Here is a 21,682-nt window from a genome sequence, read left to right as displayed (position 1 = left end):
GCTTAACGTTTCGTGACGCTAAAAAGTCCCTTTGTTAAGCTGTTGGAAACCGAAAACTAGGCTCCTATCTTGTCTTGCGGGGAAAATCCATCGGGTAGGGACGATATGACATCGAGTGCAAAAGTGACGAACGGATGGCGCGTGCCAGCCGCAGCTCTCGCTGCGGTTGGATTTATCGCGTTCGCAAGCGACGTCGCGGCGCAGGCCGCCCCGACCCGCGGCCCGCTCGTGCTCACCCGTCAAGGCATCGCGCCGCCGCTGCCGATCACCGGTTCGATCCCGCAGCCCGCGGCGAAACCGGCCGCGATCCAATCCGGCCAGCCGCAGACGGCACCGGTGAAGGAATGGAGCGGTGAGGACGGCGCCTCCGGTCACCCGCTGATGACCGCAGCCGCGATCCGCCAGGCGGCTGCGAATTTCCCGTATTGCGTGGCGAACCTTTGGCCGGACGCCGCAAAGCGCAACATTTCGCGCGACAGTTTCGAGCGCTACACCGCAGGCCTGACACCCGACCTGCGCATCATGGATTTCGTCGACGCGCAGCCGGAATTCACCAAGGCGGTGTGGGACTATCTCGATATTCTCGTCACCGACGCGCGCCTTGCGCGCGGCCGCGAGATGCTCGCAACCCATCGCGCGACGTTCGACGCGGTCGAGAAGGCCTATGGCGTCGATCGCTACATCGTGGCCGCAATCTGGGGCATCGAATCGAACTATTCCACGCAAGGCGGCGACCGCAGCGTGCTTCGCTCGACCGCGACGCTCGCCTGCATCGGTCGCAGACAGGCCTACTTCAAGGACGAATTCCTGAGCGCGCTGGAGATCCTGCATCGCGGCGACCTTTCGCCCGGGCAACTAAAGGGCTCCTGGGCCGGCGCCTTCGGCGCGACACAGTTCATGCCGACCGCCTTCAAGCGTTCGGCCATCGACTTCGATGGCGACGGACGGCGCGACGTGGTCGACTCGGTCGCCGATATCGTTGCCTCCACGGCCAACAAGTTCAAAAAGGACGGCTGGCGCGCCGGCGAGACCTGGGGCTACGAGGTCGAGGTGCCGCGCGGCTTCAACTATGCGCTCGCGGATCGTTCCAAGAGCATGACGATCGCCCAGTGGGAGCGGCTTGGGATTCGCCGCGCCGGCGACAAGGCGTTCCCCCGGGCAGGCGACAAGGCCTTCCTGCTGGCGCCGGGCGGCGCCGAAGGGCCCGGCTTCCTGATGCTCCCCAATTTCCGGGCGATCATGCGCTACAATCCGGCGGAGGCCTACGCGCTGGCCATCGGCCACTTCGCCGACCGTTTGCGCGGCGGCGCACCGCTGGTGCAGAACTGGCCGCGTGAGGAAAGGGTCCTCACCCGGGCGGAACGCCTTGAATTGCAACAGCTTCTGAGCCAGCGCGGGTTCTATCGCGGCGAGCCGGACGGCAATCTGGGCACCGGTACGCGCGATGCGGTGCGCAGCTTCCAGGCCTCGATCGGCGCGCCGGCGGACGGATTCGCCAGTTCCGGCGTCCTGGACCGGCTGCGCCGACGCTAGGCGGCCGCATCGACGAACCGGGACACCCGCCCGCTGGAACCGGCCGGTAACCTTCAGGTTGACATTTTCCGTGTGTACTTGACGCGGAACGCCGCGAGGCGGCTTATGGTCGTATCGCAGCGTTGAATTCGCGGCCAAATTTGCCACGAGGCGCCGAACCTGAAGCCGGACGCATGTCGGATCCGAAACTCCCATCGCGCCTTTCGACCGAGAGCGGGCCTCTGATCGCAGTCGCCGTCGCGCTCGCCATGCTGGTCGCAGTCGTGGTGCCGGCATCGGCGCAGTTCTTTCCGTTCGGCTTCGGCGAGCGGCCTCCATCGCGCCAGCACTATCAGCAACGCTCACCGTTCGGTGATTTCTTCGCACCGTTCCAGCAGCAGCAACAACCGCGGCCGGAGCAAGCGCCGGCCCCGCGCGTCGACTATTCCCGCGCGCCGCCACCGAAGACGGACAAGGGCGATGTCGTGCCGGAACGCCAGGTGCTGGTGCTTGGCGACGCGATGGCCGACTGGCTTGCCTATGGTCTGGAAGACGCGTTCGCCGAGCAGCCCGATATGGGCGTGATCCGCAAGCATCGCACGGTGTCCGGTCTGATCCGCTATCAGCCGCGCGGCGAGCCGTCCGATTGGGCGACCGCGGCGAAGGGCATCATCGCGCAGGAGAAGGCCGACGTCATCGTCGTGATGCTCGGCTTGCATGACCGCACGACCATCCGCGAGGTCGCCGAGAAGCCCGACCCGAAAAAGGACGACAAGAAGAAGGCCGACAGCAAGACCGGCGCGAAACAGGACCCTGCGAGCGCCGCGAAGAAGCCGGACGACAAGCCGGAGGATGCCGAGGCGCCGCCGGACGAGGATCAGGCCGACAATTCCGATACGCCGTCGCTCGCCACGCCGGGACGCACAACGCCGTCGGCCAACGGCCTGAATGAGTTTCGCTCCGAACGCTGGATCGAACTCTATAAGAAGAAGATCGACGACATGATCGGCGTCCTGAAGACAAAGGGCGTTCCGGTGTTGTGGGTCGGCCTGCCTGCGCTGCGCGGGCAGAGGGCGACGTCCGACATGCTGTTCCTCGACCAGCTGTACCGCGAAAGCGCGTCGAAGGCCGGCATCACCTACGTCGACGTCTGGGACGGCTTCGTCGACGAGGCCGGCCGCTTCATGCTGCATGGTCCGGATTTCGAAGGCCAGACCCGCCGCCTGCGAACAGGCGATGGCGTGTTCTTTACCAGGGCCGGCGCCCGCAAGCTCGCCCACTATGTCGACCGCGAGATCAAGCGTCTGCTGGCCAACCGCACGCTGCCGGTTGCGCTGCCGAGCGACCCGGGCACGCCCGACACCAACATCAAGCCTGGCGCACCGGCGCCGCGTCCCCTCGCAGGGCCGATCGTGCCGCTTGTAGCCTCCTCGCTCGGCACCAATGAACTGCTCGGAGGCGCCGGCACCCGGCCGGCCGCGATCGATGCGCTCGCTGCGCGGGCGCTGATCAAGGGCGAACCGCTGAGCGCCCCCGGCGGCCGTGCGGACGATTCCACCTGGCCACGGCGCGAAATCGGCAAGATCGATGGAAAGGACGAGGCTCCGCCAACCGCTGAGGCTCCAGCCGTCGGTGCGGCCGCGCCGACCGCCGCGGCGCCCGCGGAGCCGCCGAAACCGACCAAGCGGCGCCCGCGCCCCGCCGTCACAAATACCGAACAGGGCAACTGGCCCGGCTACACACCGCGGCAGGCTGCGCCTGCGCAGCAGCGACCGGCTTACCGGCCGTCGGCGCCGGTCGGACGTTCTGCGTTCGCGCCTGAGCGGTTCGGCTTTGGCGGATTCATGCGCTGAAGCTTCGGTATTTGAGCGCGCGCCGTCACCACATCAGCTTCGGCGTCACCGCGATAGGCGGCTTGCTCGCGCCCTTGAACAGTTTCGCCACGGAGGCCGCGTCGGGGTTGCCACGCTCACCGAGTTCGGCTGCGTGAATGCCTGAGGTCACGAACAGGCAGCGAAACCCGCTGCCATTGGCGCCTTCGAGATCGGTGCGGACCGAATCGCCGATCGCAAGCACCCGCGCCGGTGACAGGCTCGCCGCGCCGGCCTCGGCCGCCAGCGCCAGAGCGCGCTGGTAGATCGGCGGATGCGGCTTGCCCGCAAACAGGACTTTGCCACCGAGCGTCGTATAAAGCTCCGCCAGCGCGCCGGCGCAGAAGACCAGTTTCTCGCCGCGTTCGACGACGATATCCGGGTTGGCGCAGACGAAGAACAGATCGCGCTCGCGCGCGCGCGTCAGCGTCGCGCGGTAATCCTCCGCAGTCTCGGTCTCGTCATCGAACAAGCCGCTGCAGACGATGTAGTCGGCGTCTTCGACGTCGCCAAACGCGACGCCGAAGCCATCGAACAGGGAGTGATCGCGCTCGGGCCCGATGTGGAACACGTGCTCAGCACGATGCTCGGCGATGTAGCCGCGCGTCAGGTCGCCGGATGAGACGATGGCGTCATAGACGTCATCCGCCACGTGGAGCCGCCGCAGCATCCGCTGCACCGCGTCCGCAGGCCGCGGTGCGTTGGTGATCAGCACGACCTTGCCGCCGCGCTTGCGGAATTCCGCCAGCGCCGCGCAGGCATCCGGCGACGCTTCGAGGCCGTTGTGAACGACTCCCCAGATATCGGACAGGATCACATCGACGCCATCGAGAACGTCGCGCAAATGACGGGTGAATGTCGTGTTGGTCATTTCCAAAGATGTTTGCGTCAAGAGTGTTTCGCGTCAGGTCGGACCGGCCGCGCGGCGTGCAAGCGCGGCGATCCCTTGCGCGCGTGCATGCACAGAGGGCGAAGGCACGGCTGGGGCGGGCTGATTTTCAGGTGCGGCGGTGCCGCTCGGGGTTGGACTCTCCGTGCGCAACGGACGCGGCGGCGAGAACAGAAATCCCTGGCCGAAACGGACGTCATAGTCCAGGAGATCGACCACTGTTCGCTCATCCTCGATCCGCTCGGCGATCAGATCGATGCCGAACCGGCCGAGCATGTCGGCAAGATCGGAAGGGTGAATATCGGAGGCGCGCTTCGGATCGAGCAGCAGCGCCGCCGGCACCTTGATGAACCGGACGCTGCGGTCGGCAAGCTCGCGCGGCTCGAAACGCAGATCCGTCACGTTGTCGATGGAGAAACGAAAGCCGCGCTCGGCGAGCGCCGCAAGATGCTCGCTCTCGGCAGGTCCGAGGCTGCGCAGCGTGCTTTGCTTCATTTCCAGCACGAAAGATGGCGCCAGCGCGCGGTTGGCGTCGAGAAAATCGATGCAGCGACGGAACACCTCGGTGTCGCGCAATGTGACGCCCGAGATATTGCAGAACAACCCGACATCCTTGCTGCGCGCCAGGAGCCGGCGCAGCACCTGCACACAGCGCAGCAGCACGGCCTCGTCAATGCGCGCCATTGCGCCGGTTCTCTCGGCGGCCTCGATGAAGTCGCCTGCTGCGATGACGTTGTCGTCAGCGTCGCGGATCCGCGACATTGCCTCGTAGTAGCGCACCTTGCGCTGCGGTAGCGTGACCAGCGGCTGCAGATGCAGATCGATGCGATTGGCGTCAGCCGCCTGCTTGACCGCAGTGACAATGCGCGCGTCGTCGGCCGACACAGTGGCGGGCCTGTCCTGACCTGCCGTCGCCGCCGATCGGGATTCCGCCTTGATCTCGGCGCGCTCGGTCGGCGCCGAGCGCTCGACCTTTTCCGGGACGACCGGCGGGGTGGGCTCGGCCGGCGCCGCCTTCGCCACCGGCGATCCGAGGCCGCTCAACTCCGGCTTCAAAAGCTCTTCGTGTGCGGCGACGGACACTGCGAGCTGCTTCAAGAGATTTCCAAGTTCGGCGATCTCCTCGCGCAGCGGGTCGACCCGGCGTTCCACGTTGCCGCTGGTCGACGCAATCTTGCCCTCGACGGCGTGCAACCGGCGCCCGAATTCGCCAACCTGCCGCGCGAGATCGGCGGTGCCGCGCGACAAATCAGCGATCTGGCCGCTGAGGTCGGGCCGCTCCCGCAGCCGCATTGTGGCGGCGTTGTAAAGGATCAGAACGGTTAAGGCGGCGAGCGCGACAAGCGCGGCATGCATCGGCTCCAGGTCGGCCAGCGCGTAAAGCGCGAAGCCGAGCGACGACGCGATCAGCACCATGCAGACGGCGATAAAAATCGTCGAGATGCGGATCATGGAATGGTTAGCGCCCTGCCCTCGGCCACAGTTCTAGCATCGCCGCTGATTCGGCGCGCTACTCTCTTTGCACAAAGCCCATAGCGACAGCAAAGCCCGAAATGCCAGCGGCAAACCCTGAACGGGTTCGCCGCCGCTGCGACACCTCGCCCGAGCGCCGGACCGGCGCGCTCCCGCCCGCCGCCGCGGTTAGCGGCGCGAAGGAACCTCACGCCACTGCGCGGATGGTTTTCGCGACCTTGTCGACGATCTCGCCGATCTGGTCTTCCGAGACGATCAGCGGCGGGGTGAGCGCCAGCGTATCGCCGGTCACCCGCAGCACGATGTCGCAGTCGTGGAACGAGGCGCCAAGTGCGTCCATGCCGCGCTTGCCGGGCGCGCCGTCGCGTGAGGCGAGGTCGATCGCCGCGGTCAGGCCAACGGTGCGGATATCGAGCACGTTCGGCTCCTTGCGCAGGGTCATCACCGCATCCGCGAACTTCGGCTCCAGCTTCTTGGCACGATCGAACAGGTTCTCGTCGCGGTAGATGTCAAGCGTCGCAAGACCCGCGGCGCAGGCGAGCGGATGCGCCGAGTAAGTGTAGCCGTGGAACAGCTCGATGATGTGCTCCGGCCCGGTCATGAACGCGTCGTGAATCTCGTCACGCACCAGCACGCCACCCATGGGAGCTGCGCCGTTGGTGACGCCCTTGGCGAAGGTGATCAAGTCGGGCGTGACGCCATAGCGCTCAGCCGCGAACGCCGAGCCGAGACGGCCGAAACCAGTGATGACCTCGTCGAAGATCAGAAGGATGCCGTGCTTCTTCGTGATCTCCCGCAGGCGCTGAAGGTAACCCTTCGGCGGCGGCAAGACGCCGGTCGAGCCTGCCATCGGCTCGACGATGACGGCGGCCACGGTCGACGGCCCATGCAGGCCGACGATCCGCTCAAGTTCGTCGGCGAAATGCGCGCCGAACTCGGGCTCACCCTTGGTGAAGGCTTGCTTTTCGCGATCGTAGGTGGATGGCAGGTGATCGACGCCGGTGAGCAGCGTGCCGAACATGCGGCGGTTGGTGACGATGCCGCCGACCGAGATGCCGCCGAAGCCGACACCATGATAGCCGCGCTCACGTCCGATCAGGCGGGTACGCGTCCCTTCACCCCGCAGTTGCTGATAGGCGAGCGAGATCTTCAGCGCGGTATCGACCGCCTCCGAGCCGGAATTGCAGAAGAAGACATGATTGAGTTCGTCCGGTGCAAGCGCTGCGACGCGGCTGGCAAGTTCGAAGGCCGGCGGGTAGCCGAACTGGAACGGCGGCACGTAATCCACTGTGCTCGCCTGCTTCTGCAGCGCGGCAGCGATGGTCTCGCGTCCATGACCGGCGTTGGTGCACCACATGCCGGCCGCGGCATCAATCAGCTTCCGGCCATCGGTGGTGAAATAGTGCATGTCCTTGGCGGCGGCCAGCATGCGCGGCGTCTTCTTGAAGGCGCGATTGGCAGTGAACGGCATCCAGAAGGCCGACAAGTCGTTCGGCACCACGGCGGCGGGACGGATATCGGTTTTGACGTTCATGTTGTGTAATCCCACGAAGGCTTGGGTGTTGCGCTGAAGTGTATCAGCTAACGCCGCATCCGCGAAATGGCGGTCGCGGATCTTCTATAAGACCAGCAAGGGGCCTCTTTGGCTAAGGCTGCATGGCTAAGGCTGCGCAACGACCACCTCGACAGGCTCACCGAGCGGATAACTGACGACCGTATCAGTCAGTGCCGCCCAGGGATGGTCGTCCAGGATCGCCTTGGCATCCTGATAGTCGGTCGGTTCCGCGGCGAGCGCTTTCGCCAGCGCGTCGAAGCGTTCGAGCCATTCGTCCGAGATTTCGGTTCCCGGCCCGAAGGAACGCGCTGGCCCCCACTGATCCGACGGCATCACCTCGTTCATCGTCAGCGCTGCCAGATCGCGCAGCAGGCTCGCAGCCGCAAACCGGAGTCCGCCACCTCCAAGACCGTGCACGGCGATCCGCTGCGGATCGATGGCGCCGCGTCGCGCTGCCTGCCAGACGGCGCCCGCGGCAACAAATCGCTGACGCGGCACATCATGCGCCTCGAAGGCGATGCCGTAGCGGCTGCGAACGTCGGGCGCGAGCTCCGCATCGAGCAACCGCCAGATGTGGCCGTCGCGATATTCGCAGAGCCAGTGATCTTCAAGCACGTTTGGCGTGAAGTAATCGGCAAAGCCTGCGCGCAGACGTGCCGGAACGCGGTGCGCGCGCAGGATCGAGCAGGCAATCAGCGCATAGTCGCGACGAACGCCGAACAGCCGGTGCTCCGATTTGCGCGGTATCTGCAGCGAGCGGCGGTCGCGGGCTATCAACACTTGCAGAAATTCGGCCACCGAGCGCAATTGGGCGTCGCCCTGCGAGGTCTCGGGCACCGCAATGCCACGTGCGGCGGCCTCCAGCGGGTGCAACACCAGGCCGCTAACGACAGTCGGCAGCAGCTCGGCCCGCGCGGGCAACGTATCGAATCCGCGTTCGCCGAGCGACCCGGGGTCGCTCCAGCGGCTGTGCTCTGCATAGGGCGACGAACGCGGACGCTTCATCGTCTCTCTCGCTATTTGGCACGGCGGAGACTTTGACAGTGACGGAAAATTCTAAAGCCAAGTCAACGTGCGTCGGGCTGGCGATAGATTGAAGAGATTGTTAAGCAACGACACACAGGTTAAGCACCTGAACAGACGCAACAATTGCGAACCGTCGCTTCGCTGAAGGGTTCGCGACATCCTATTTGCCGTCCCCAGACCCGGCTGATAACACCGCACCATGTCCGACAAGAAGCAGAAGAAACCCCAGAAGCTGCGTGCGCGATTGCCGCGTGGGCTGGAAGACCGCGGCCCCGCCGCCATCGCCGCCACGCGGGCGATGGTGGAGAAGATCCGCCAGGTTTATGAGCGCTACGGCTTCGAACCGGTGGAGACACCGGCGATCGAATACACCGACGCGCTCGGTAAATTCCTGCCCGACCAGGACCGGCCGAACGAAGGCGTATTCTCGTTCCAGGACGATGACGAGCAGTGGCTGAGCCTGCGCTACGATCTCACGGCACCGCTCGCGCGCTACGTCGCGGAGAATTTCCAGAACCTCGCCCTGCCCTACCGCAGCTACCGCTACGGCTATGTCTATCGCAACGAGAAGCCGGGTCCGGGACGCTTCCGCCAGTTCATGCAGTTCGACGCCGACACGGTGGGCTCAGGCTCCCCGGCGGCAGATGCGGAGATCTGCATGATGGCGGCGGACACGATGGAAGCGCTCGGCATTCCCCGCGGCGCGTATGTCGTGAAGGTAAATAACCGTAAGGTGCTCGATGGCGTCCTGGAAAGCATCGGACTCGGCGGCGAGGCGAAGGCCGGACAAAGGCTGACGGTGCTGCGCGCGATCGACAAGTTCGATCGACTGGGTGAGGCCGGCGTCAAGGCTCTCCTCGGCGAGGGCCGCAAGGACGAAAGCGGCGACTTCACCAAGGGCGCGGGGCTCGATGCGGATTCGATCCATCGCGTGATCGCGTCGACCAGCCCGCAATCAGGTCCAAACGATCAGATCATCGCCCAACTGGTGCAACTGAGTAATTCCGCCATCGGCGCGGAAGGGACGCAGGAGCTGAGCTCGATCGCCCAACTCGTCGACGCCTCAGACTATTCCGATCGCATCCGCATCGACCCGTCCGTCGTCCGCGGCCTCGAATACTACACGGGCCCGGTCTATGAGGTCGAACTGCTGCTCGACACCAAGGACGAGAAGGGACGTCCGGTGCGTTTCGGCTCGGTCGGCGGCGGTGGACGTTATGACGGCCTCGTCTCGCGCTTCCGCGGCGAGCCGGTGCCGGCGACAGGTTTTTCGATCGGCGTCTCGCGGCTGCAGGCGGCGCTCACCTTGCTGGGCAAGCTCGAAACCAAACCACAGCCTGGCCCGGTCGTCGTCACCGTGTTCGGCGGCGAGATCGCCGCCTACCAGAAGATGGTCGCACGCCTGCGCAATGCCGGCATCCGCGCCGAACTCTACCTCGGCAATCCGAAGCACAGCCTCGGCCAGCAGATGAAATATGCCGACAAGCGCAACTCGCCTTGCGCGATCATCCAGGGTTCGGACGAGCGGGCGAGCGGCAAGGTGCAGATCAAGGACCTGATCCTCGGCGCAGGACTGACCGCGATCGAGGACCGCGAGGAATACTTGAAGAAGCAGAGCGAGGCTCAGGTGCTTGTCGACGAGGATAAGCTGATCGACGAAGTCCGCCTGGTGCTTGGCCGGCATGATGTGACGTGGGATTAAAATTTGGGACCAACGTTCAAGGGAGCGACAAATGCCTGAAGTGATCGTGTACCTCGCCGCCGGCCGCACGGTGGAGCAGAAGAAGGGCCTCATGAAGGACATCACCGACGCGGTGGTGAAGAACGCCAATGCGCCGATCGACGCGGTCACGGTGCAGATCATCGAGGCGCCGCTGATCGACAAGATGAAGGGCGGCGTGACGTTCGAAGAGCGGCTGAAGAAATAGGCTCACCGGCCGCTTTCTGACTGCTGACGCAAGTTTGCGGATGGCCGGGGTAACCTGGCCAGCCAGCACACGCTGAGCAGACGCGCCGGATAGATGCCCTCCCGGCAGATGCTCTGCCGGCAGATACGGTGAGCCGACAATGCCGCTGCAGAATCGCGTCGATCCGTTTGGCGAATTGTTCGCGACGACGGCGCGCGGGATGCTGTTCGGCAACCGCGGCGGCAAGTTCCATCGCGATGACCGGACCTTGTCCCTACGACGCCACGCGAGCCGGCAATGGATCTGCTGCGTGCTGAGCTTCAAGGGCCGGCAGCGCAACGTCTGGGGCAGGTACTATACCGAGCTCTTCTTTCTCGACGAGCCGACGGCGCTGGCCGCCGGCCACCGCCCTTGCTTCGAATGCCGGCGCGCAGACGCAAACGACTTTGCACTCAGATTTGCCGGTCGCGGCGTGCGCGCCGGCGCGCCCGAGATGGACGACGTCCTTCATGCCGAGCGCTTACACGGCCGCGCCAAGCGACGGCACGACCGAAAGCTCGACGAGTTGCCGGACGGCGCATTTATCACGCTGTCGGGCGATGATGCCTTCGCGGTGAAGGGCGCGCGGCTGTTGCGCTGGACACCATCGGGCTACGCCGACGCGCGGGAGCGGCCGACAGGCATCACGGTGCAGATGCTGACGCCACCATCGATTGCGCGCGTGCTGTCGCGCGGCTATGTGCCGCGCTGGCATCCGACCGCGGAGCGATAAGCACTATTGCTGGTCCGCCTTCATCGCCAAACGCAGCGGCTTCGGGGTCGGCCGCGCGCGGCCGCCGGAAATGAACGCAACGCGAACCGTCGCCTCGATCAAAGACCCGCTGCCGCGCAGCACCTCCTGAGCGAGCACGATCGATGCGCCCTTCATCTCGACCGGCCGGGTGACGACGTCGAGCAGGTCGTCCATCCGCGCTGGCTTCAGAAACTCGATTCCCATCGAGCGGACGACGAACGCAAAGCCCGGCGCCTCGCTTTCGGCTTCTTGAACGCGCGCTGATCCGCGCCGAGCAGGCGCAAGTCGTTCGTGCACCCGCGTTCCATGAAGCGCAGGTAGTTGGCGTGATAGACGATGCCGGAGAACGCTGGTTTGACCATATCGCAACAGGATTGGGGCGTTGGAAGGCCACAGCGTGAACGAGGGCTAAACTTGTCTATCCCCTTCCATAGCGAGCCGTAGGGACTTCGGGATGCGCTGTGCTTTTCCGCCTGAGATAAGCGCCACGCGTACGTGGGCCGTGACTAAAAGATCGTCTCCGCGCCTACATTCCTGCAGCAGGGCAATCGACGCCCCCCTCACCTCTTCTGGAACCGTGACAACCTCAAGCAGGTCGTCCAAGATTGCGGGTTTTAGAAAGTCGATTTTCATCGAACGGACAACGAAGGCGAGGCCCGGCGCATCTTTCCGCGCTTCGTTGAGGAGTTCTTGCTGATTCGTTCCGAGCAAACGCAAGTAATTTGTTCTGCCGCGTTCCATGAAGCGCAAAAAATTCGCGTGATAAACAATCTGGCCGGAGTCAGTATCTTCGAAGTAAACGCGAACCCGCATATGATGACGACCGTCGCGGATTTCGCCATCAAGAGTGTCTGTCACGGGGAGATTCCTCTTATCGCACCTCGGGGACTAATCGACTTGCACAGAGGCACGTTCCTCAGCAAGCGCTAATCGCTTTGGACTTGAAGTGGACGACGCCGCGGAGCTAGAGCGTGATGAATTGAGGTTAGCAGGCTGCATCCTACTCTCGGCCTTGTCCCCGTAGCCGTTCAAAGAACGGCGTCGCTTCGCTCGCCTATGGAACGCGGGGACCCAGTATTCCAGAGCGCTAGAGATTCAATCGCGAGCCGCACGGCGTACTGCATGCCCGCTTCCGCGGGTATGACAGCAGAGATTCGACTTAAACTCATCACGCTCTTAGAGCCGGGAGCGCGATAGTTCTCGAAGGATGGTTTTGGCCCGGGGGCGATCGCCTGCCGCAAATGCTTTGCTTGCGCGGAAAGCTGCGCTTGCCGTGACGGGCGCGAGAGCTGCGAAGCAACCGAGATAAACCAGCGGACCCGCCGACAGCGAGATGGCGATCATCACCCATGGCGTCCATGCAAAGAGCTGCTGAAGAGTGAGGATGAATGCCCCCATGACGGATGCCGCAATGAGGGCCTCGAGCCCCAGGCGGGCTTGCGTCCGCAACGGGAGACCGGTCAATCGCTGAATATGGGCTGCGCCGATAGGCCAGGTCAAAAAGCTGCGTGCCAGGATTGCTCCGCCGACAGCGGCAACACCATAAGGCGCGGCAATCGGAACCATCACCAGCGTCGCTGTGGCGCCGATCGCAAGCATGCCGAGCTGGAGATCCGGCCGGCCGAGCCCCCGCAGCACACCGCCGTTGAATGCAGAGATCGCGCTCCGGATACCAATCAGCAACAGGACCTGCACCACGGGAACGGCAGGCCCCCATCGGTTTCCGAGCAAGAACGGGATGGCGACGGGCGCGATGGCGGCAGCACCGATAAAGGCCGGATAGGCGATCGAGCTCGTCGCCGTCGTTGCGCCTTTCAGGATCGCACGGAGCGTTGGCATGTCATCCTGGGCGCGAGCGGCCACCGGCATCGCGACACTCGCCATCGGTGTGACCAAAGCGTTTTGAATCTGCTCATAGATTCGCCAGCCCAGCGCATAATAGCCAACCGCAGCTTCGCCGAGCACGAGGCCAAGCACCACGCGCGGTGTCATTCTGTCGACATACTGAAGCAGCCTGATCGCCACGACCTTGCGCCCAAAAGGCCAGATATCGACGATGGCCGATCGGCTCGTGGCAAGCCTTGGCACCCAGCGCGCAACGCGCATCGATGCGCAGGTGCGCGTGAAGGCACGAATGGTCTCGGACGCTACCAGGCTCCAGATACCGAAACCGGCGATCGCAAGCCCAATGCCTGTCAAACTCCCGATCAATCCCGCCCCATTGTCGATCGCTACGAGCTTGCGGTGGCGCATATCGCGCTGGAGCAGCGCCGCCGGCACGGCGCCGAGCGCCTGCAGAACGACGACAACACTCATCACCGGAAAAACCATTACCAGTTCGGCGGCACCGAACAGATCGGCAAGCGGCTTCGCGCCGAAGACCATGACAGCAGCAAGCATCACGGCAGGAACGAGCGACATTGCAAGGACCGCGTCCTCGTGATGGCGATCAAGGGTCCTGCGTTGAATCAGCGCTTCGGCAAAGGCGCCGCCCAGTGCGTGGCTCAATCCGATCACCACATAGCACAGCGCAAACAGGCCATAGACTTCGGGGCCCACATACCGCGCCATGACAGTGAGCGTGACAAGGCCAAGCGCCAACTGGCCCCACCGCCCGACCAGCAGCCATAGAACGCTGGCGATTGCGCGATCGGCCAGCGAAGTTTGGTCCATCACGTCAACGCTCTGGATGCAGGCGTCGTTGGCGGTCAGCGCGCGCGGTCATCGCTGCACCGGCCGCTGAAACAAACGGAGCGACAAGTTTGCCCGTCGCTTTGCGGAGCAGCGGACTTCGGTTAATCCCTGGCAGTTTCATGACAATCGGCTTGACCACACCTTCCTTGTATCGCCAGCTCAGCATGCGAGCGCGCTTGGCGAAATAGGGCTGATCGGATTTCAATCCCCATTTGTCCTTGAACCGATCAAAACTGCGGCGCTGCCAGGCATCCGACCAGCGAACGAGGAAGAATGACCAGTCGCTCGCAGCGATCGGCCGCGATCGGCCGGGATAGAGATAGGTCACCACCGAGCGCGGCTCGAACATCACCGTTCCGCCATTCGCAAGAACGCTCATGCAAAAGTCGATATGCTCCTTGGTGGCCAGCATTTGAGTGTCGAGCCCGCCGATCCGGTCAAAAACTGATCGGCGAACGAGCACGCAATGGAATTCGCAGCATTGCGTGGCGACCGGCTCCTTCGGGATTTCGTCGACCTTCTGCCCTTGATAATGCATCACCTCCTCGATGATCCTCTCACCGTGCGGCGTCGCAAAGAAGCGAGCGAGATCGGTCGTGAAAAGGCCGCCTGCCTGGTGGACTTCGGTGTGCACGGGCAGGCCCTGGCAGGTGAGCGGTGCGACCACATCGGCGCCCGTGCTCTCTGCGCTCGCGATCAGTGGCTCAAGCCAGTTGGGCGAGCAGATCACGTCATTGTCGATGAAGACGACATAGGGCGTGGTTGCACGCCGCAGCCCGGCGTTCCGCGCCTCGTTAGGCGTCAGAACGTGGGAGAAGTTGAGATGCTGGAAACCGCGGACCCTGGCTTGCTCCGCGACCCAGGCCGACAGGTCCTTGGGACCGGCTGCATCCACATAGACCAGGTCAAACGGGCCCGTCGTGTGGTCGAAGATGCTGGTCAGTGATTCGCGCGCCACGCCGAAACGCTCGCGCGGGGTCACAATCAGGGTGACCTTGGCTTCATCCAGTACGTCCATCGTGGCACTCCCAATGTTGCGCTTCGCGATCGATAGCGCTCTGCGGCGATCGCGTAGATATCGAGGATCTTCCGCGCGATGAAAGCGGTGTCGAAACGGCTCTCGACCGCGGTTCTCCCGGCCGCAGCAAAGCGGGGCCAGCTCTCAGGTGCACGGATGAGCGCATGAAGATGGTCGGCAAGGGCTGCGGCGTCGCGCTCGGGCGCAAGCAGCCCTGAGACCCCATGCTCGACAAGCTCGGGAATGCCGCCGTGCCGAGTCGAGACGACGGGCAGGCCGCTCGCCATCGCCTCCTTGATCGTGTTGATCGCAGCATCGGCTGCGCCATTGGCCGCGTGGACCGAGGGAGCAAGGAACAGGTGCGCTTGCGCGAGCTCAGCGGCGATCGCTTCCTGCGACCGCTCGCCCAACAAGGTGACGATCTGACCGAGATCGAGCGCGCCGATCAGCGCTTCGAGCTCTTGTCGCTGCGGGCCTTCGCCGACAATCCTGTGCTCGATCGAAAAGCCTCGCGCGCGCAGCAGTCCGATGGCTTCGATCGCGTAGGCAATTCCTTTTTTCTCGACCAACCTGCCCACCGTCAGAATACGGATGGGTTGTCCGGGCTGGAGCATGCGTGGCGCGAACGGGAAAATTTCCATATTGATCGGGGATTCGACCACCGTAATCTTGTCCGCCGGGCAGCCAAGTGCAATCGCACGATCGCGGAAAAAGGCCGAGTTGGCGATGAAGGCTTCGGCCTCGCCGAAGGCCTGGTCATAGTAGTGCGGGCCGGCTTTGACGATATGTGAACTGATGTCATAACCGCGAAAATGGACGATAACCGGACCGCTCAGGCCGCCCGCACGGCGATGCCGCAACACTGGCTTGGCCAGCGTCCCGAACTGACAATGCAAGGCATCGTACTGCCCGCGGGCCTGGAACGATTCGACTTCATGGATGGCGCGCATCGCCAGACCGCGGCGCCGATGGGCACGAAGGTTGAGCCCGCTTGTCGCTGCCCGAATTCCCGATGCTTGCGCAATGCGAGCGAATGCGCCAGGAGCTTCCAGCCAGCGACGTACGACCTTGCTTTCGGAAAAGTGCGGCAGAAAGGCGCGCGATGCCAGGCCGCGTTGCTCAACGAGGTTATGGCCGACCGTCGATGAGGACTTTCCAAACAGGCCATAGAGGTCGACATCGTGACCGGCGTCGATCAAACCTGCGGCAGTGTTCATGATGAAAGTTTCCGAGGCGATGGGAAACTGGTTCATGAAGAGCGCCACTCGCATTGACAAGGTCCCCGCGATCACGCGGCCTTCTGATATCCCCGATGGAAAGGCATCCAGTGTGACCCGGCTCCAGCCGGGCAGAAAGGCCGCGCAATGGGTGGCAAACGCTCGCGCAATGCTTCGAACACTGCACGAGGAAATGGACTGCAGAACTTTCTGCAACGCGCAGCAACCGGTCAAGCTCAATTAATCAAATATTAAATCTGCGCGCGCGTGATTAAATGTCGCACGGCAACCGAACATATTGAAATTAAAAGCCACGTGTTGAGATTAATTTCTCAGGCAACCTCACTGATCCTGTCACGTCCGTCATGCCGGTGCACGCGGTGCTCACGTTGTGGCTTGTTGGATTCGCCCAACGCGTCCTAAAGAACCCTTGCGGTTTAAGCGGGTCGGATATCGATGACCTTCTTTATAAGTTCTCCGACGGCGTGAACGACTCCAGCAATGAACGGGGCTGGCATTTTCGGGTAACGCCCCTCCGGCCCTAGCCAGGGATGCGCGCGCGGTGCTTGACGTTAGCAGGCTTTCCGCAAACCCGACGAGCGGCTCAAGCGTATGAATGCGACCTGAAGCGGGAGAATGTTGATGCGCGCTTGCGACTGCTGGGCGACGGCAGCGAGAATGTGATCCCGTTCGACCATCCGAAGTTCGGTGAGCTTTACCGGTCGGAGGTTAAGAAACTCGTCTTCGCGCTCAAGATCAATCCGAAAGCGATCGGGACCCGCGTCGCCTTCCGCAACTTGATTGACTGCATTGTGGTGCATCCGGGTCGTAAGCGGATGCCCTACGAATATACGCCCTACCTGAACAGCGCCGCCCTTTTCGGCATGAAGCTTTCCCCGAATGCCGCCGCAAGGCAGAGGAAATCGGTATGTTTGCCTCCGATGGTAAAAGCGAATCTGTGAAGTCCGTGTCCTCGTAGCAGACACACACCTGCATCTGATGCCGGCCATCGCGGATGAAGCCGTCGAGCGCAGAAGCTGCAGGTGCTGTTGTCATGCGCGGCAAACCAGACGGTGGTCGATCAAACTCGGTTGTTCGCGTCGCCTGCGACGACAGCCTCAGCTGCGCCCAGCGTCACCAGCACGATTTCCGGCGGCGCACCGATGCGAACCGGCAAGTTCGTGCAGCCGAGACCGCCCGACACGATCACGTCGCACTTCTCGCGGCGATAACCGTAGAGAAAGCGTGAGCCATAACGGGATGGCGTCACCGGCGCCCACCCGAACAGGCGAACCTGGCCGGCGTGCATGTGCCCGGCGAGCATCAATGAAACACGCTCCGGCACCTGCATGGCGATATCCGGCTCGTGCGCCATCAGGACCACCGGCGCGTCGTCTGTGACCTTTGCCAGGGTTGCAGTCAGATCATCGACACCGGCACGGCTGGTGCGCCACCCGAAGCGCCGTGCCGGAACATATGCAATCTGGTCGCCAAGCCCCACCAGCCAGAACGGATGACCGGATTTCACCAGCCTCACGGCATCGTTCTCGTACACGGGAATACCTGCCGCCTCGAGCGCGCGCCCGGCTTCCGGCATCCCGTGCCCGCTCCGCTGCACCGCTTGGTCATCCCACCAGTCGTGATTGCCGAGGATCGCGTGCACCCCGAGCGGCGCCTTCAGGCCGGCGAGCACCGACGCCCATGCCGAAGGGGGAATTTTCCGGGCCAGTCGCGGCATGGCAGTGAGGTAGTCACCCAGAAGGACGATCAGGTCGGCTCCCAGTGTATTGGTCCGGTCCACGATCCCGGCGATCCGATCGAGATCCATCCAGGGATCACAGGCATGCAGGTCGGCCACGGCGGCGATTTTGACGGAAAGGCCGGGCGTCCATTGCGGCGGGCGCAGGTCGTAGCGTGTGACCCGCAGCTCCCGTGCCCCGATACCGGCGCCATAGGCGGCAGTCGCGATTCCGGACAGGGCGGAACCGGCAATCAATTGCAGAAGGCGGCGGCGTGAGACCATGCGGCACCGATTTTTGGCGGTGCAGCATGAACGACAGGTTAATCGAGCGGAATTGTGGTCAAAAGTTAATCCGCGTCCGGGTCAAACAGCCCGAATTGCGCGGGATCGCGCGACGGCTCCGCAAGCCCGAGGTGCCGGAAGGCATGTGACGTCAAAAGCCGCCCGCGCGGGGTGCGTTGGAGGTAGCCGCACTGGATCAGATACGGCTCGATGATGTCCTCGATGGCATCGCGCGGCTCCGACAACGCGGCCGCCATCGTTTCGACGCCGACCGGCCCGCCGCCGTAGTTCAGCGCGATCGTCGTCAGGTAACGGCGGTCCATCGCGTCGAGGCCTGCGGCATCCACTTCGAGCGCGCCCAGCGCCCTGTCTGCGATCGCGCGATCGATGGCCGGCGCGTTGGCCACTGATGCAAAGTCGCGCACGCGTCTGAGCAGCCGCCCGGCGATGCGCGGCGTGCCGCGCGCACGGCGGGCGATCTCGTTCGCACCGTCCGCCGTCATGCCGACGCCAAGCACGCGCGCGCCCCTCGACACGATCAGCTCGAGTTCGGCCTCGGTGTAGAAATTGAGGCGCACCGGAATGCCAAAGCGGTCGCGCAACGGATTGGTCAGGAGACCTGCGCGCGTCGTCGCCCCGACCAGCGTGAACTTGGCGAGATCGATCTTCACCGAGCGGGCTGCCGGCCCCTCGCCGATGATCAGGTCGAGCTGGAAATCCTCCATCGCCGGATAGAGCACCTCTTCCACCGCAGGATTGAGGCGATGGATCTCGTCGATGAACAGCACGTCACGCTCTTCGAGATTGGTCAGCAGCGCTGCGAGATCGCCGGCCTTGGCGATCACCGGCCCCGAGGTGGCGCGGAAGCCGACGCCGAGTTCGCGCGCAACGATCTGTGCCAGCGTCGTCTTGCCGAGGCCCGGAGGGCCGACGAACAGCACGTGGTCGAGCGCCTCGCCGCGCTTCTTCGCCGCGCTGATGAAGATCGACAGGTTCTCGCGCGCCTGCTGCTGGCCGACGAAGTCACCCAGCGTCTGCGGACGCAGCGAGGTGTCGCTCGCGTCGTCGTCGCGGCGTTCGGGAGTGAGCAGGCGGGGCGTCGTCGTCATCGTCGCAAGCCTATCACTTCGCCAGCTCCTTCAAACCCAGGCGAATCAATTGCGCTGTTTCCGCCTTTTCGCCTGCGCTGCGCGAAGCCGCGGCGATCGCGGCGGCCGCCTGCGGCTGGCCGTAGCCGAGATTGACAAGCGCGGAGATCGCATCCGCCACCGGTTGCGGCGCGCGCTTCTCGTCCACCGCTCCAGAGAGTTGCACCAGCGCGGGATCGACATTGGAGAATGCCGGCGCCTTGTCCCTCAGTTCGGTGACGATGCGCTCGGCAACCTTCGGGCCGACACCCGGCGTGCGCGCCACCGCCGCCTTGTCGCGTAGCGCGATCGCGTTGGCGAGATCAGGCGGCGCAAGCGTGCCGAGGATCGCGAGCGCCACCTTGGCGCCGACGCCCTGGACGGTCTGCAGCAAGCGGAACCATTCCCGCTCGCCGTCGGTGCGAAAGCCGAACAGCTTGATCTGGTCCTCGCGCACATAGGTCTCGATCGACAGCACGGCGGCTTCGCCTGCGGCCGGCAGCGCCTGCAACGTGCGCGCGGAGCAATGCACCTGATAGCCGACGCCCTGCACATCGAGGATCACATAGTCCTCGCCGTAGGAATCGATCAGCCCCTTGAGCTTGCCGATCATCGCGCTGGCCCCAGGTGTGTTGGCCTTGATGGCGCAACGCATAATGACTGTTCCCTCCCCCCTTGTGGGGGAGAGAGCACGCCATGCACGGGGCGGATCAGAAGCCAATCGACCTCGCCATTTTGCCTTCGAGCGATGCAGCTCATCGGGCCACCGCGATCTTCAGGTTCGCGCTCTGGCGATGGTGCGCGTGGGTGATGGCGATCGCCAGTGCATCGGCGGCGTCCGCGCTCTTCGGATCGGCCTTTGGCAACAACACGCCGAGCATCACGCGGATCTGGTTCTTGTCGGCATGGCCGGCACCGACCACGGTCTTCTTCACCTGGTTGGGCGCATATTCGGCGACCGAAATCCCGCACATGGCCGGCGCGAGCATGGCGACGCCGCGGGCCTGGCCGAGTTTCAGCGTTGCCACGCCATCCTTGTTGACGAAGGTCTGTTCGACCGCGGCCTCGATCGGGTTGAACTCGCCGAGCACCCGGGAAAGCCCTTCGTGGATGGCAACGAGGCGTCCCGCCAGCGGCAAGGTCTCGCGGGTCTCCACCGATCCGCAGGCGATGAACATCAAGCGGTTGCCTTCGACATCGATCACGCCCCAGCCGGTTCGGCGGAGGCCGGGGTCGATGCCGAGGATGCGGACGGTGTTGCGAATCGGGGCGGCTGGCATGGGATAGTGATAGCGTCGCGCGGCCGGCAATCCTAGCTGGACGCACCGGCGCTCAGCCGAGCGGCGCCAGCATTTCCAATATATTCTCCGGAAAAATCACGTCTTTGGTTTGCGCCAGCTCCGCGCGCGACCACCATCGATGCTCGCTCATGACCTCCCGCTCGAGCGCCGTCCAGTGCTCGCGGGACACCACACCGTTCTCGGTCTTGACGATGAAGAAACGTTCGTCGGCCAGGACATGCTCGCCATCCGCGAGTTGCAGCACGAACGTCCCCTGGCCGACCGGCGCGCCGACATCCTCTACGCGCAGGCCGGTTTCTTCGAACAGCTCGCGAATGGCCGCCTGCTCGAACGTCTCGCCGGGATCGACCTCACCACCAGGGGTGGCCCAGTAGCTGCGTCCCGCGAGCGCCCCCTTGTCGTGCACGAAACGAAAGAGAAGGAGCCGGCCGGAGGGATCGAGAACAAGCAGTCTTGCAGAGGCGCGTATCCGCAGCGGGCTGTCACAGGGCACGCGGCCTCAGGCCCCCATCTTTGCCATCAGCGCGTCGGAAACCTCGAAGTTGGCGTAGACGTTCTGTACGTCGTCGTGCTCGTTGAGCGTGTCGATCAGCTTCAACAGCTTCTCGCCGGTCTCGTCGTCGACGGCGATCGTGTTCTGCGGCTTCCAGGTCAGCGCGACCTTGCGCGGCTCGCCGAATTTCGCTTCCAGCGCCTTCGCAACGTCGCGGAAGGTTTCCTGCGACGCATAGACCTCGTGGCCGCCTTCGCCCGAGGCGACGTCATCGGCGCCGGCCTCGATCGCCGCCTCCATCATCGCGTCCTCGGATGCGACCGCGGCGTCGTACTCGATCACGCCGAGCCGGTCGAACATGAACGACACAGCACCGGTCTCGGCGAGGTTGCCTCCGGCCTTGGTGAAATAGGATCGCACGTCGGACGCAGCGCGATTGCGATTGTCGGTCAGCGCCTCAACGATCACTGCAACGCCGCCCGGCCCATAGCCCTCATAGCGGATCTCGTCATAGTTCTCGCCGTCGTTGCCGAGCGCCTTCTTGATCGCGCGTTCGATGTTGTCCTTCGGCATGTTCTCCTGACGCGCAGCGATCACCGCAGCGCGCAGCCGCGGATTCATGGCCGGATCCGGCATCCCCATCTTGGCGGAGACCGTGATTTCCCGCGCCAGCTTGGAGAACAGCTTGGACTTCTGCGCGTCCTGCCGCCCCTTGCGATGCATGATGTTCTTGAATTGGGAATGGCCGGCCATTTGTCCCTCGTCCGTCGAAGTCCTAATCGC

The 21,682-nt window shown here is 64.0% G+C and carries 20 protein-coding genes and 1 pseudogene; 6 read left to right on the top strand and 15 right to left on the bottom strand.

All coding sequences use genetic code 11. The features are described 5' to 3' along the window. Nucleotides 1–105 precede the first annotated feature (105 nt). Both RCO31_RS03480 and RCO31_RS03475 read left to right on the top strand, forming a co-directional pair. Complete coding sequence (locus RCO31_RS03480) at nt 106–1,533, top strand: lytic murein transglycosylase (protein WP_374991415.1); 1,428 nt, start codon at nt 106–108, stop codon at nt 1,531–1,533. Between the two features lie 173 nt (nt 1,534–1,706). After that, entirely contained in the window at nt 1,707–3,365 is a 1,659-nt protein-coding gene (locus tag RCO31_RS03475; RefSeq protein WP_308966831.1) for an SGNH family hydrolase, read from the top strand. Between the two features lie 25 nt (nt 3,366–3,390). On the opposite strand, the gene RCO31_RS03470 is transcribed toward RCO31_RS03475, so the two are convergent. The 4 genes from RCO31_RS03470 to RCO31_RS03455 form a co-directional block, all read right to left on the bottom strand. Then, nucleotides 3,391–4,254, bottom strand: a complete 864-nt coding sequence (locus RCO31_RS03470) for a TIGR01459 family HAD-type hydrolase (protein ID WP_308966830.1) — start codon at nt 4,252–4,254, stop codon at nt 3,391–3,393. Between the two features lie 33 nt (nt 4,255–4,287). Further along, nucleotides 4,288–5,724, bottom strand: a complete 1,437-nt coding sequence (locus tag RCO31_RS03465; RefSeq protein WP_308966829.1) for an EAL domain-containing protein — start codon at nt 5,722–5,724, stop codon at nt 4,288–4,290. 208 nt (nt 5,725–5,932) lie between these two features. Beyond that, entirely contained in the window at nt 5,933–7,279 is a 1,347-nt protein-coding gene (locus RCO31_RS03460) for an aspartate aminotransferase family protein (protein WP_308966828.1), read from the bottom strand. Between the two features lie 126 nt (nt 7,280–7,405). After that, nucleotides 7,406–8,305, bottom strand: a complete 900-nt coding sequence (locus RCO31_RS03455) for a hypothetical protein (RefSeq protein ID WP_308966827.1) — start codon at nt 8,303–8,305, stop codon at nt 7,406–7,408. A gap of 220 nt (nt 8,306–8,525) precedes the next feature. On the opposite strand from RCO31_RS03455, the gene hisS reads away from it, so the two are divergent. The 3 genes from hisS (at nt 8,526) to RCO31_RS03440 (ending at nt 11,005) form a co-directional block, all read left to right on the top strand. Beyond that, nucleotides 8,526–10,028, top strand: a complete 1,503-nt coding sequence (hisS, locus tag RCO31_RS03450; protein ID WP_308966826.1) for a histidine--tRNA ligase — start codon at nt 8,526–8,528, stop codon at nt 10,026–10,028. 31 nt (nt 10,029–10,059) lie between these two features. After that, a complete protein-coding gene (locus RCO31_RS03445; protein WP_308966825.1) occupies nt 10,060–10,254 on the top strand; it encodes a tautomerase family protein in 195 nt (64 codons plus the stop codon). 139 nt (nt 10,255–10,393) lie between these two features. Beyond that, nucleotides 10,394–11,005 carry a hypothetical protein gene (locus tag RCO31_RS03440; RefSeq protein ID WP_308966824.1) on the top strand — a complete coding sequence of 204 codons (612 nt, stop codon included), beginning with the start codon at nt 10,394–10,396 and terminating at the stop codon, nt 11,003–11,005. A gap of 3 nt (nt 11,006–11,008) precedes the next feature. Here the strand turns inward: RCO31_RS03440 and RCO31_RS03435 are convergent. From RCO31_RS03435 to RCO31_RS03415, 5 genes and pseudogenes are all read right to left on the bottom strand, one after another. Continuing rightward, nucleotides 11,009–11,388, bottom strand: a pseudogene (locus RCO31_RS03435) (YbgC/FadM family acyl-CoA thioesterase). Between the two features lie 46 nt (nt 11,389–11,434). Next, nucleotides 11,435–11,884 carry a tol-pal system-associated acyl-CoA thioesterase gene (gene ybgC / locus RCO31_RS03430; RefSeq protein ID WP_308966823.1) on the bottom strand — a complete coding sequence of 150 codons (450 nt, stop codon included), beginning with the start codon at nt 11,882–11,884 and terminating at the stop codon, nt 11,435–11,437. A gap of 318 nt (nt 11,885–12,202) precedes the next feature. Then, a complete protein-coding gene (locus RCO31_RS03425) occupies nt 12,203–13,699 on the bottom strand; it encodes a lipopolysaccharide biosynthesis protein (RefSeq protein WP_308967055.1) in 1,497 nt (498 codons plus the stop codon). A 4-nt stretch (nt 13,700–13,703) separates the two neighbouring features. Next, nucleotides 13,704–14,738, bottom strand: a complete 1,035-nt coding sequence (locus RCO31_RS03420; RefSeq protein WP_308966822.1) for a glycosyltransferase family 2 protein — start codon at nt 14,736–14,738, stop codon at nt 13,704–13,706. Beyond that, nucleotides 14,705–15,991, bottom strand: coding sequence for a glycosyltransferase (locus tag RCO31_RS03415; protein WP_308966821.1), 1,287 nt, complete (start codon nt 15,989–15,991; stop codon nt 14,705–14,707). The genes RCO31_RS03420 and RCO31_RS03415 overlap by 34 nt, the downstream gene beginning before the upstream one ends. A 530-nt stretch (nt 15,992–16,521) precedes the next feature. Here RCO31_RS03415 and RCO31_RS03410 point away from each other — a divergent pair. Further along, complete coding sequence (locus tag RCO31_RS03410; protein ID WP_308966820.1) at nt 16,522–16,917, top strand: hypothetical protein; 396 nt, start codon at nt 16,522–16,524, stop codon at nt 16,915–16,917. A gap of 119 nt (nt 16,918–17,036) precedes the next feature. Here RCO31_RS03410 and RCO31_RS03405 read toward each other — a convergent pair whose 3' ends face one another. The 6 genes from RCO31_RS03405 to RCO31_RS03380 form a co-directional block, all read right to left on the bottom strand. Then, nucleotides 17,037–17,978: a metallophosphoesterase gene (locus RCO31_RS03405; RefSeq protein WP_308966819.1), complete on the bottom strand. Its 942-nt coding sequence runs from the start codon at nt 17,976–17,978 to the stop codon at nt 17,037–17,039. 65 nt (nt 17,979–18,043) lie between these two features. Next, nucleotides 18,044–19,087, bottom strand: coding sequence for a Holliday junction branch migration DNA helicase RuvB (gene ruvB / locus RCO31_RS03400; protein WP_308966818.1), 1,044 nt, complete (start codon nt 19,085–19,087; stop codon nt 18,044–18,046). Between the two features lie 13 nt (nt 19,088–19,100). Continuing rightward, on the bottom strand, nt 19,101–19,718 hold the full coding sequence (gene ruvA / locus RCO31_RS03395; protein WP_308967054.1) for a Holliday junction branch migration protein RuvA: 618 nt from the start codon (nt 19,716–19,718) through the stop codon (nt 19,101–19,103). Nucleotides 19,719–19,860: 142 nt separating this feature from the next. Then, a complete protein-coding gene (gene ruvC, locus RCO31_RS03390; protein ID WP_308966817.1) occupies nt 19,861–20,385 on the bottom strand; it encodes a crossover junction endodeoxyribonuclease RuvC in 525 nt (174 codons plus the stop codon). 52 nt (nt 20,386–20,437) lie between these two features. Further along, nucleotides 20,438–20,899: an NUDIX domain-containing protein gene (locus RCO31_RS03385; RefSeq protein ID WP_308966816.1), complete on the bottom strand. Its 462-nt coding sequence runs from the start codon at nt 20,897–20,899 to the stop codon at nt 20,438–20,440. A gap of 6 nt (nt 20,900–20,905) precedes the next feature. Continuing rightward, on the bottom strand, nt 20,906–21,652 hold the full coding sequence (locus RCO31_RS03380) for a YebC/PmpR family DNA-binding transcriptional regulator (protein ID WP_308966815.1): 747 nt from the start codon (nt 21,650–21,652) through the stop codon (nt 20,906–20,908). Nucleotides 21,653–21,682 lie beyond the last annotated feature (30 nt).

Source organism: Bradyrhizobium sp. LHD-71 (assembly GCF_031157255.1).
Taxonomy (GTDB): Bacteria; Pseudomonadota; Alphaproteobacteria; order Rhizobiales; family Xanthobacteraceae; genus P52-10.
This window is presented reverse-complemented; position numbering and strand designations above follow the sequence as displayed.

What these genes read in the sequence shown, in the direction of transcription:
- RCO31_RS03480 (WP_374991415.1), top strand. Translation starts at nt 106, where the DNA reads ATGACATCGAGTGCAAAAGTGACGAACGGATGGCGCGTGCCAGCCGCA.
- RCO31_RS03475 (WP_308966831.1), top strand. Translation starts at nt 1,707, where the DNA reads ATGTCGGATCCGAAACTCCCATCGCGCCTTTCGACCGAGAGCGGGCCT.
- RCO31_RS03470 (WP_308966830.1), bottom strand. Translation starts at nt 4,254, where the DNA reads ATGACCAACACGACATTCACCCGTCATTTGCGCGACGTTCTCGATGGC.
- RCO31_RS03465 (WP_308966829.1), bottom strand. Translation starts at nt 5,724, where the DNA reads ATGATCCGCATCTCGACGATTTTTATCGCCGTCTGCATGGTGCTGATC.
- RCO31_RS03460 (WP_308966828.1), bottom strand. Translation starts at nt 7,279, where the DNA reads ATGAACGTCAAAACCGATATCCGTCCCGCCGCCGTGGTGCCGAACGAC.
- RCO31_RS03455 (WP_308966827.1), bottom strand. Translation starts at nt 8,305, where the DNA reads ATGAAGCGTCCGCGTTCGTCGCCCTATGCAGAGCACAGCCGCTGGAGC.
- hisS (WP_308966826.1), top strand. Translation starts at nt 8,526, where the DNA reads ATGTCCGACAAGAAGCAGAAGAAACCCCAGAAGCTGCGTGCGCGATTG.
- RCO31_RS03445 (WP_308966825.1), top strand. Translation starts at nt 10,060, where the DNA reads ATGCCTGAAGTGATCGTGTACCTCGCCGCCGGCCGCACGGTGGAGCAG.
- RCO31_RS03440 (WP_308966824.1), top strand. Translation starts at nt 10,394, where the DNA reads ATGCCGCTGCAGAATCGCGTCGATCCGTTTGGCGAATTGTTCGCGACG.
- RCO31_RS03425 (WP_308967055.1), bottom strand. Translation starts at nt 13,699, where the DNA reads ATGGACCAAACTTCGCTGGCCGATCGCGCAATCGCCAGCGTTCTATGG.
- RCO31_RS03420 (WP_308966822.1), bottom strand. Translation starts at nt 14,738, where the DNA reads ATGGACGTACTGGATGAAGCCAAGGTCACCCTGATTGTGACCCCGCGC.
- RCO31_RS03415 (WP_308966821.1), bottom strand. Translation starts at nt 15,991, where the DNA reads ATGAACCAGTTTCCCATCGCCTCGGAAACTTTCATCATGAACACTGCC.
- RCO31_RS03405 (WP_308966819.1), bottom strand. Translation starts at nt 17,978, where the DNA reads ATGGTCTCACGCCGCCGCCTTCTGCAATTGATTGCCGGTTCCGCCCTG.
- ruvB (WP_308966818.1), bottom strand. Translation starts at nt 19,087, where the DNA reads ATGACGACGACGCCCCGCCTGCTCACTCCCGAACGCCGCGACGACGAC.
- ruvA (WP_308967054.1), bottom strand. Translation starts at nt 19,718, where the DNA reads ATGATCGGCAAGCTCAAGGGGCTGATCGATTCCTACGGCGAGGACTAT.
- ruvC (WP_308966817.1), bottom strand. Translation starts at nt 20,385, where the DNA reads ATGCCAGCCGCCCCGATTCGCAACACCGTCCGCATCCTCGGCATCGAC.
- RCO31_RS03380 (WP_308966815.1), bottom strand. Translation starts at nt 21,652, where the DNA reads ATGGCCGGCCATTCCCAATTCAAGAACATCATGCATCGCAAGGGGCGG.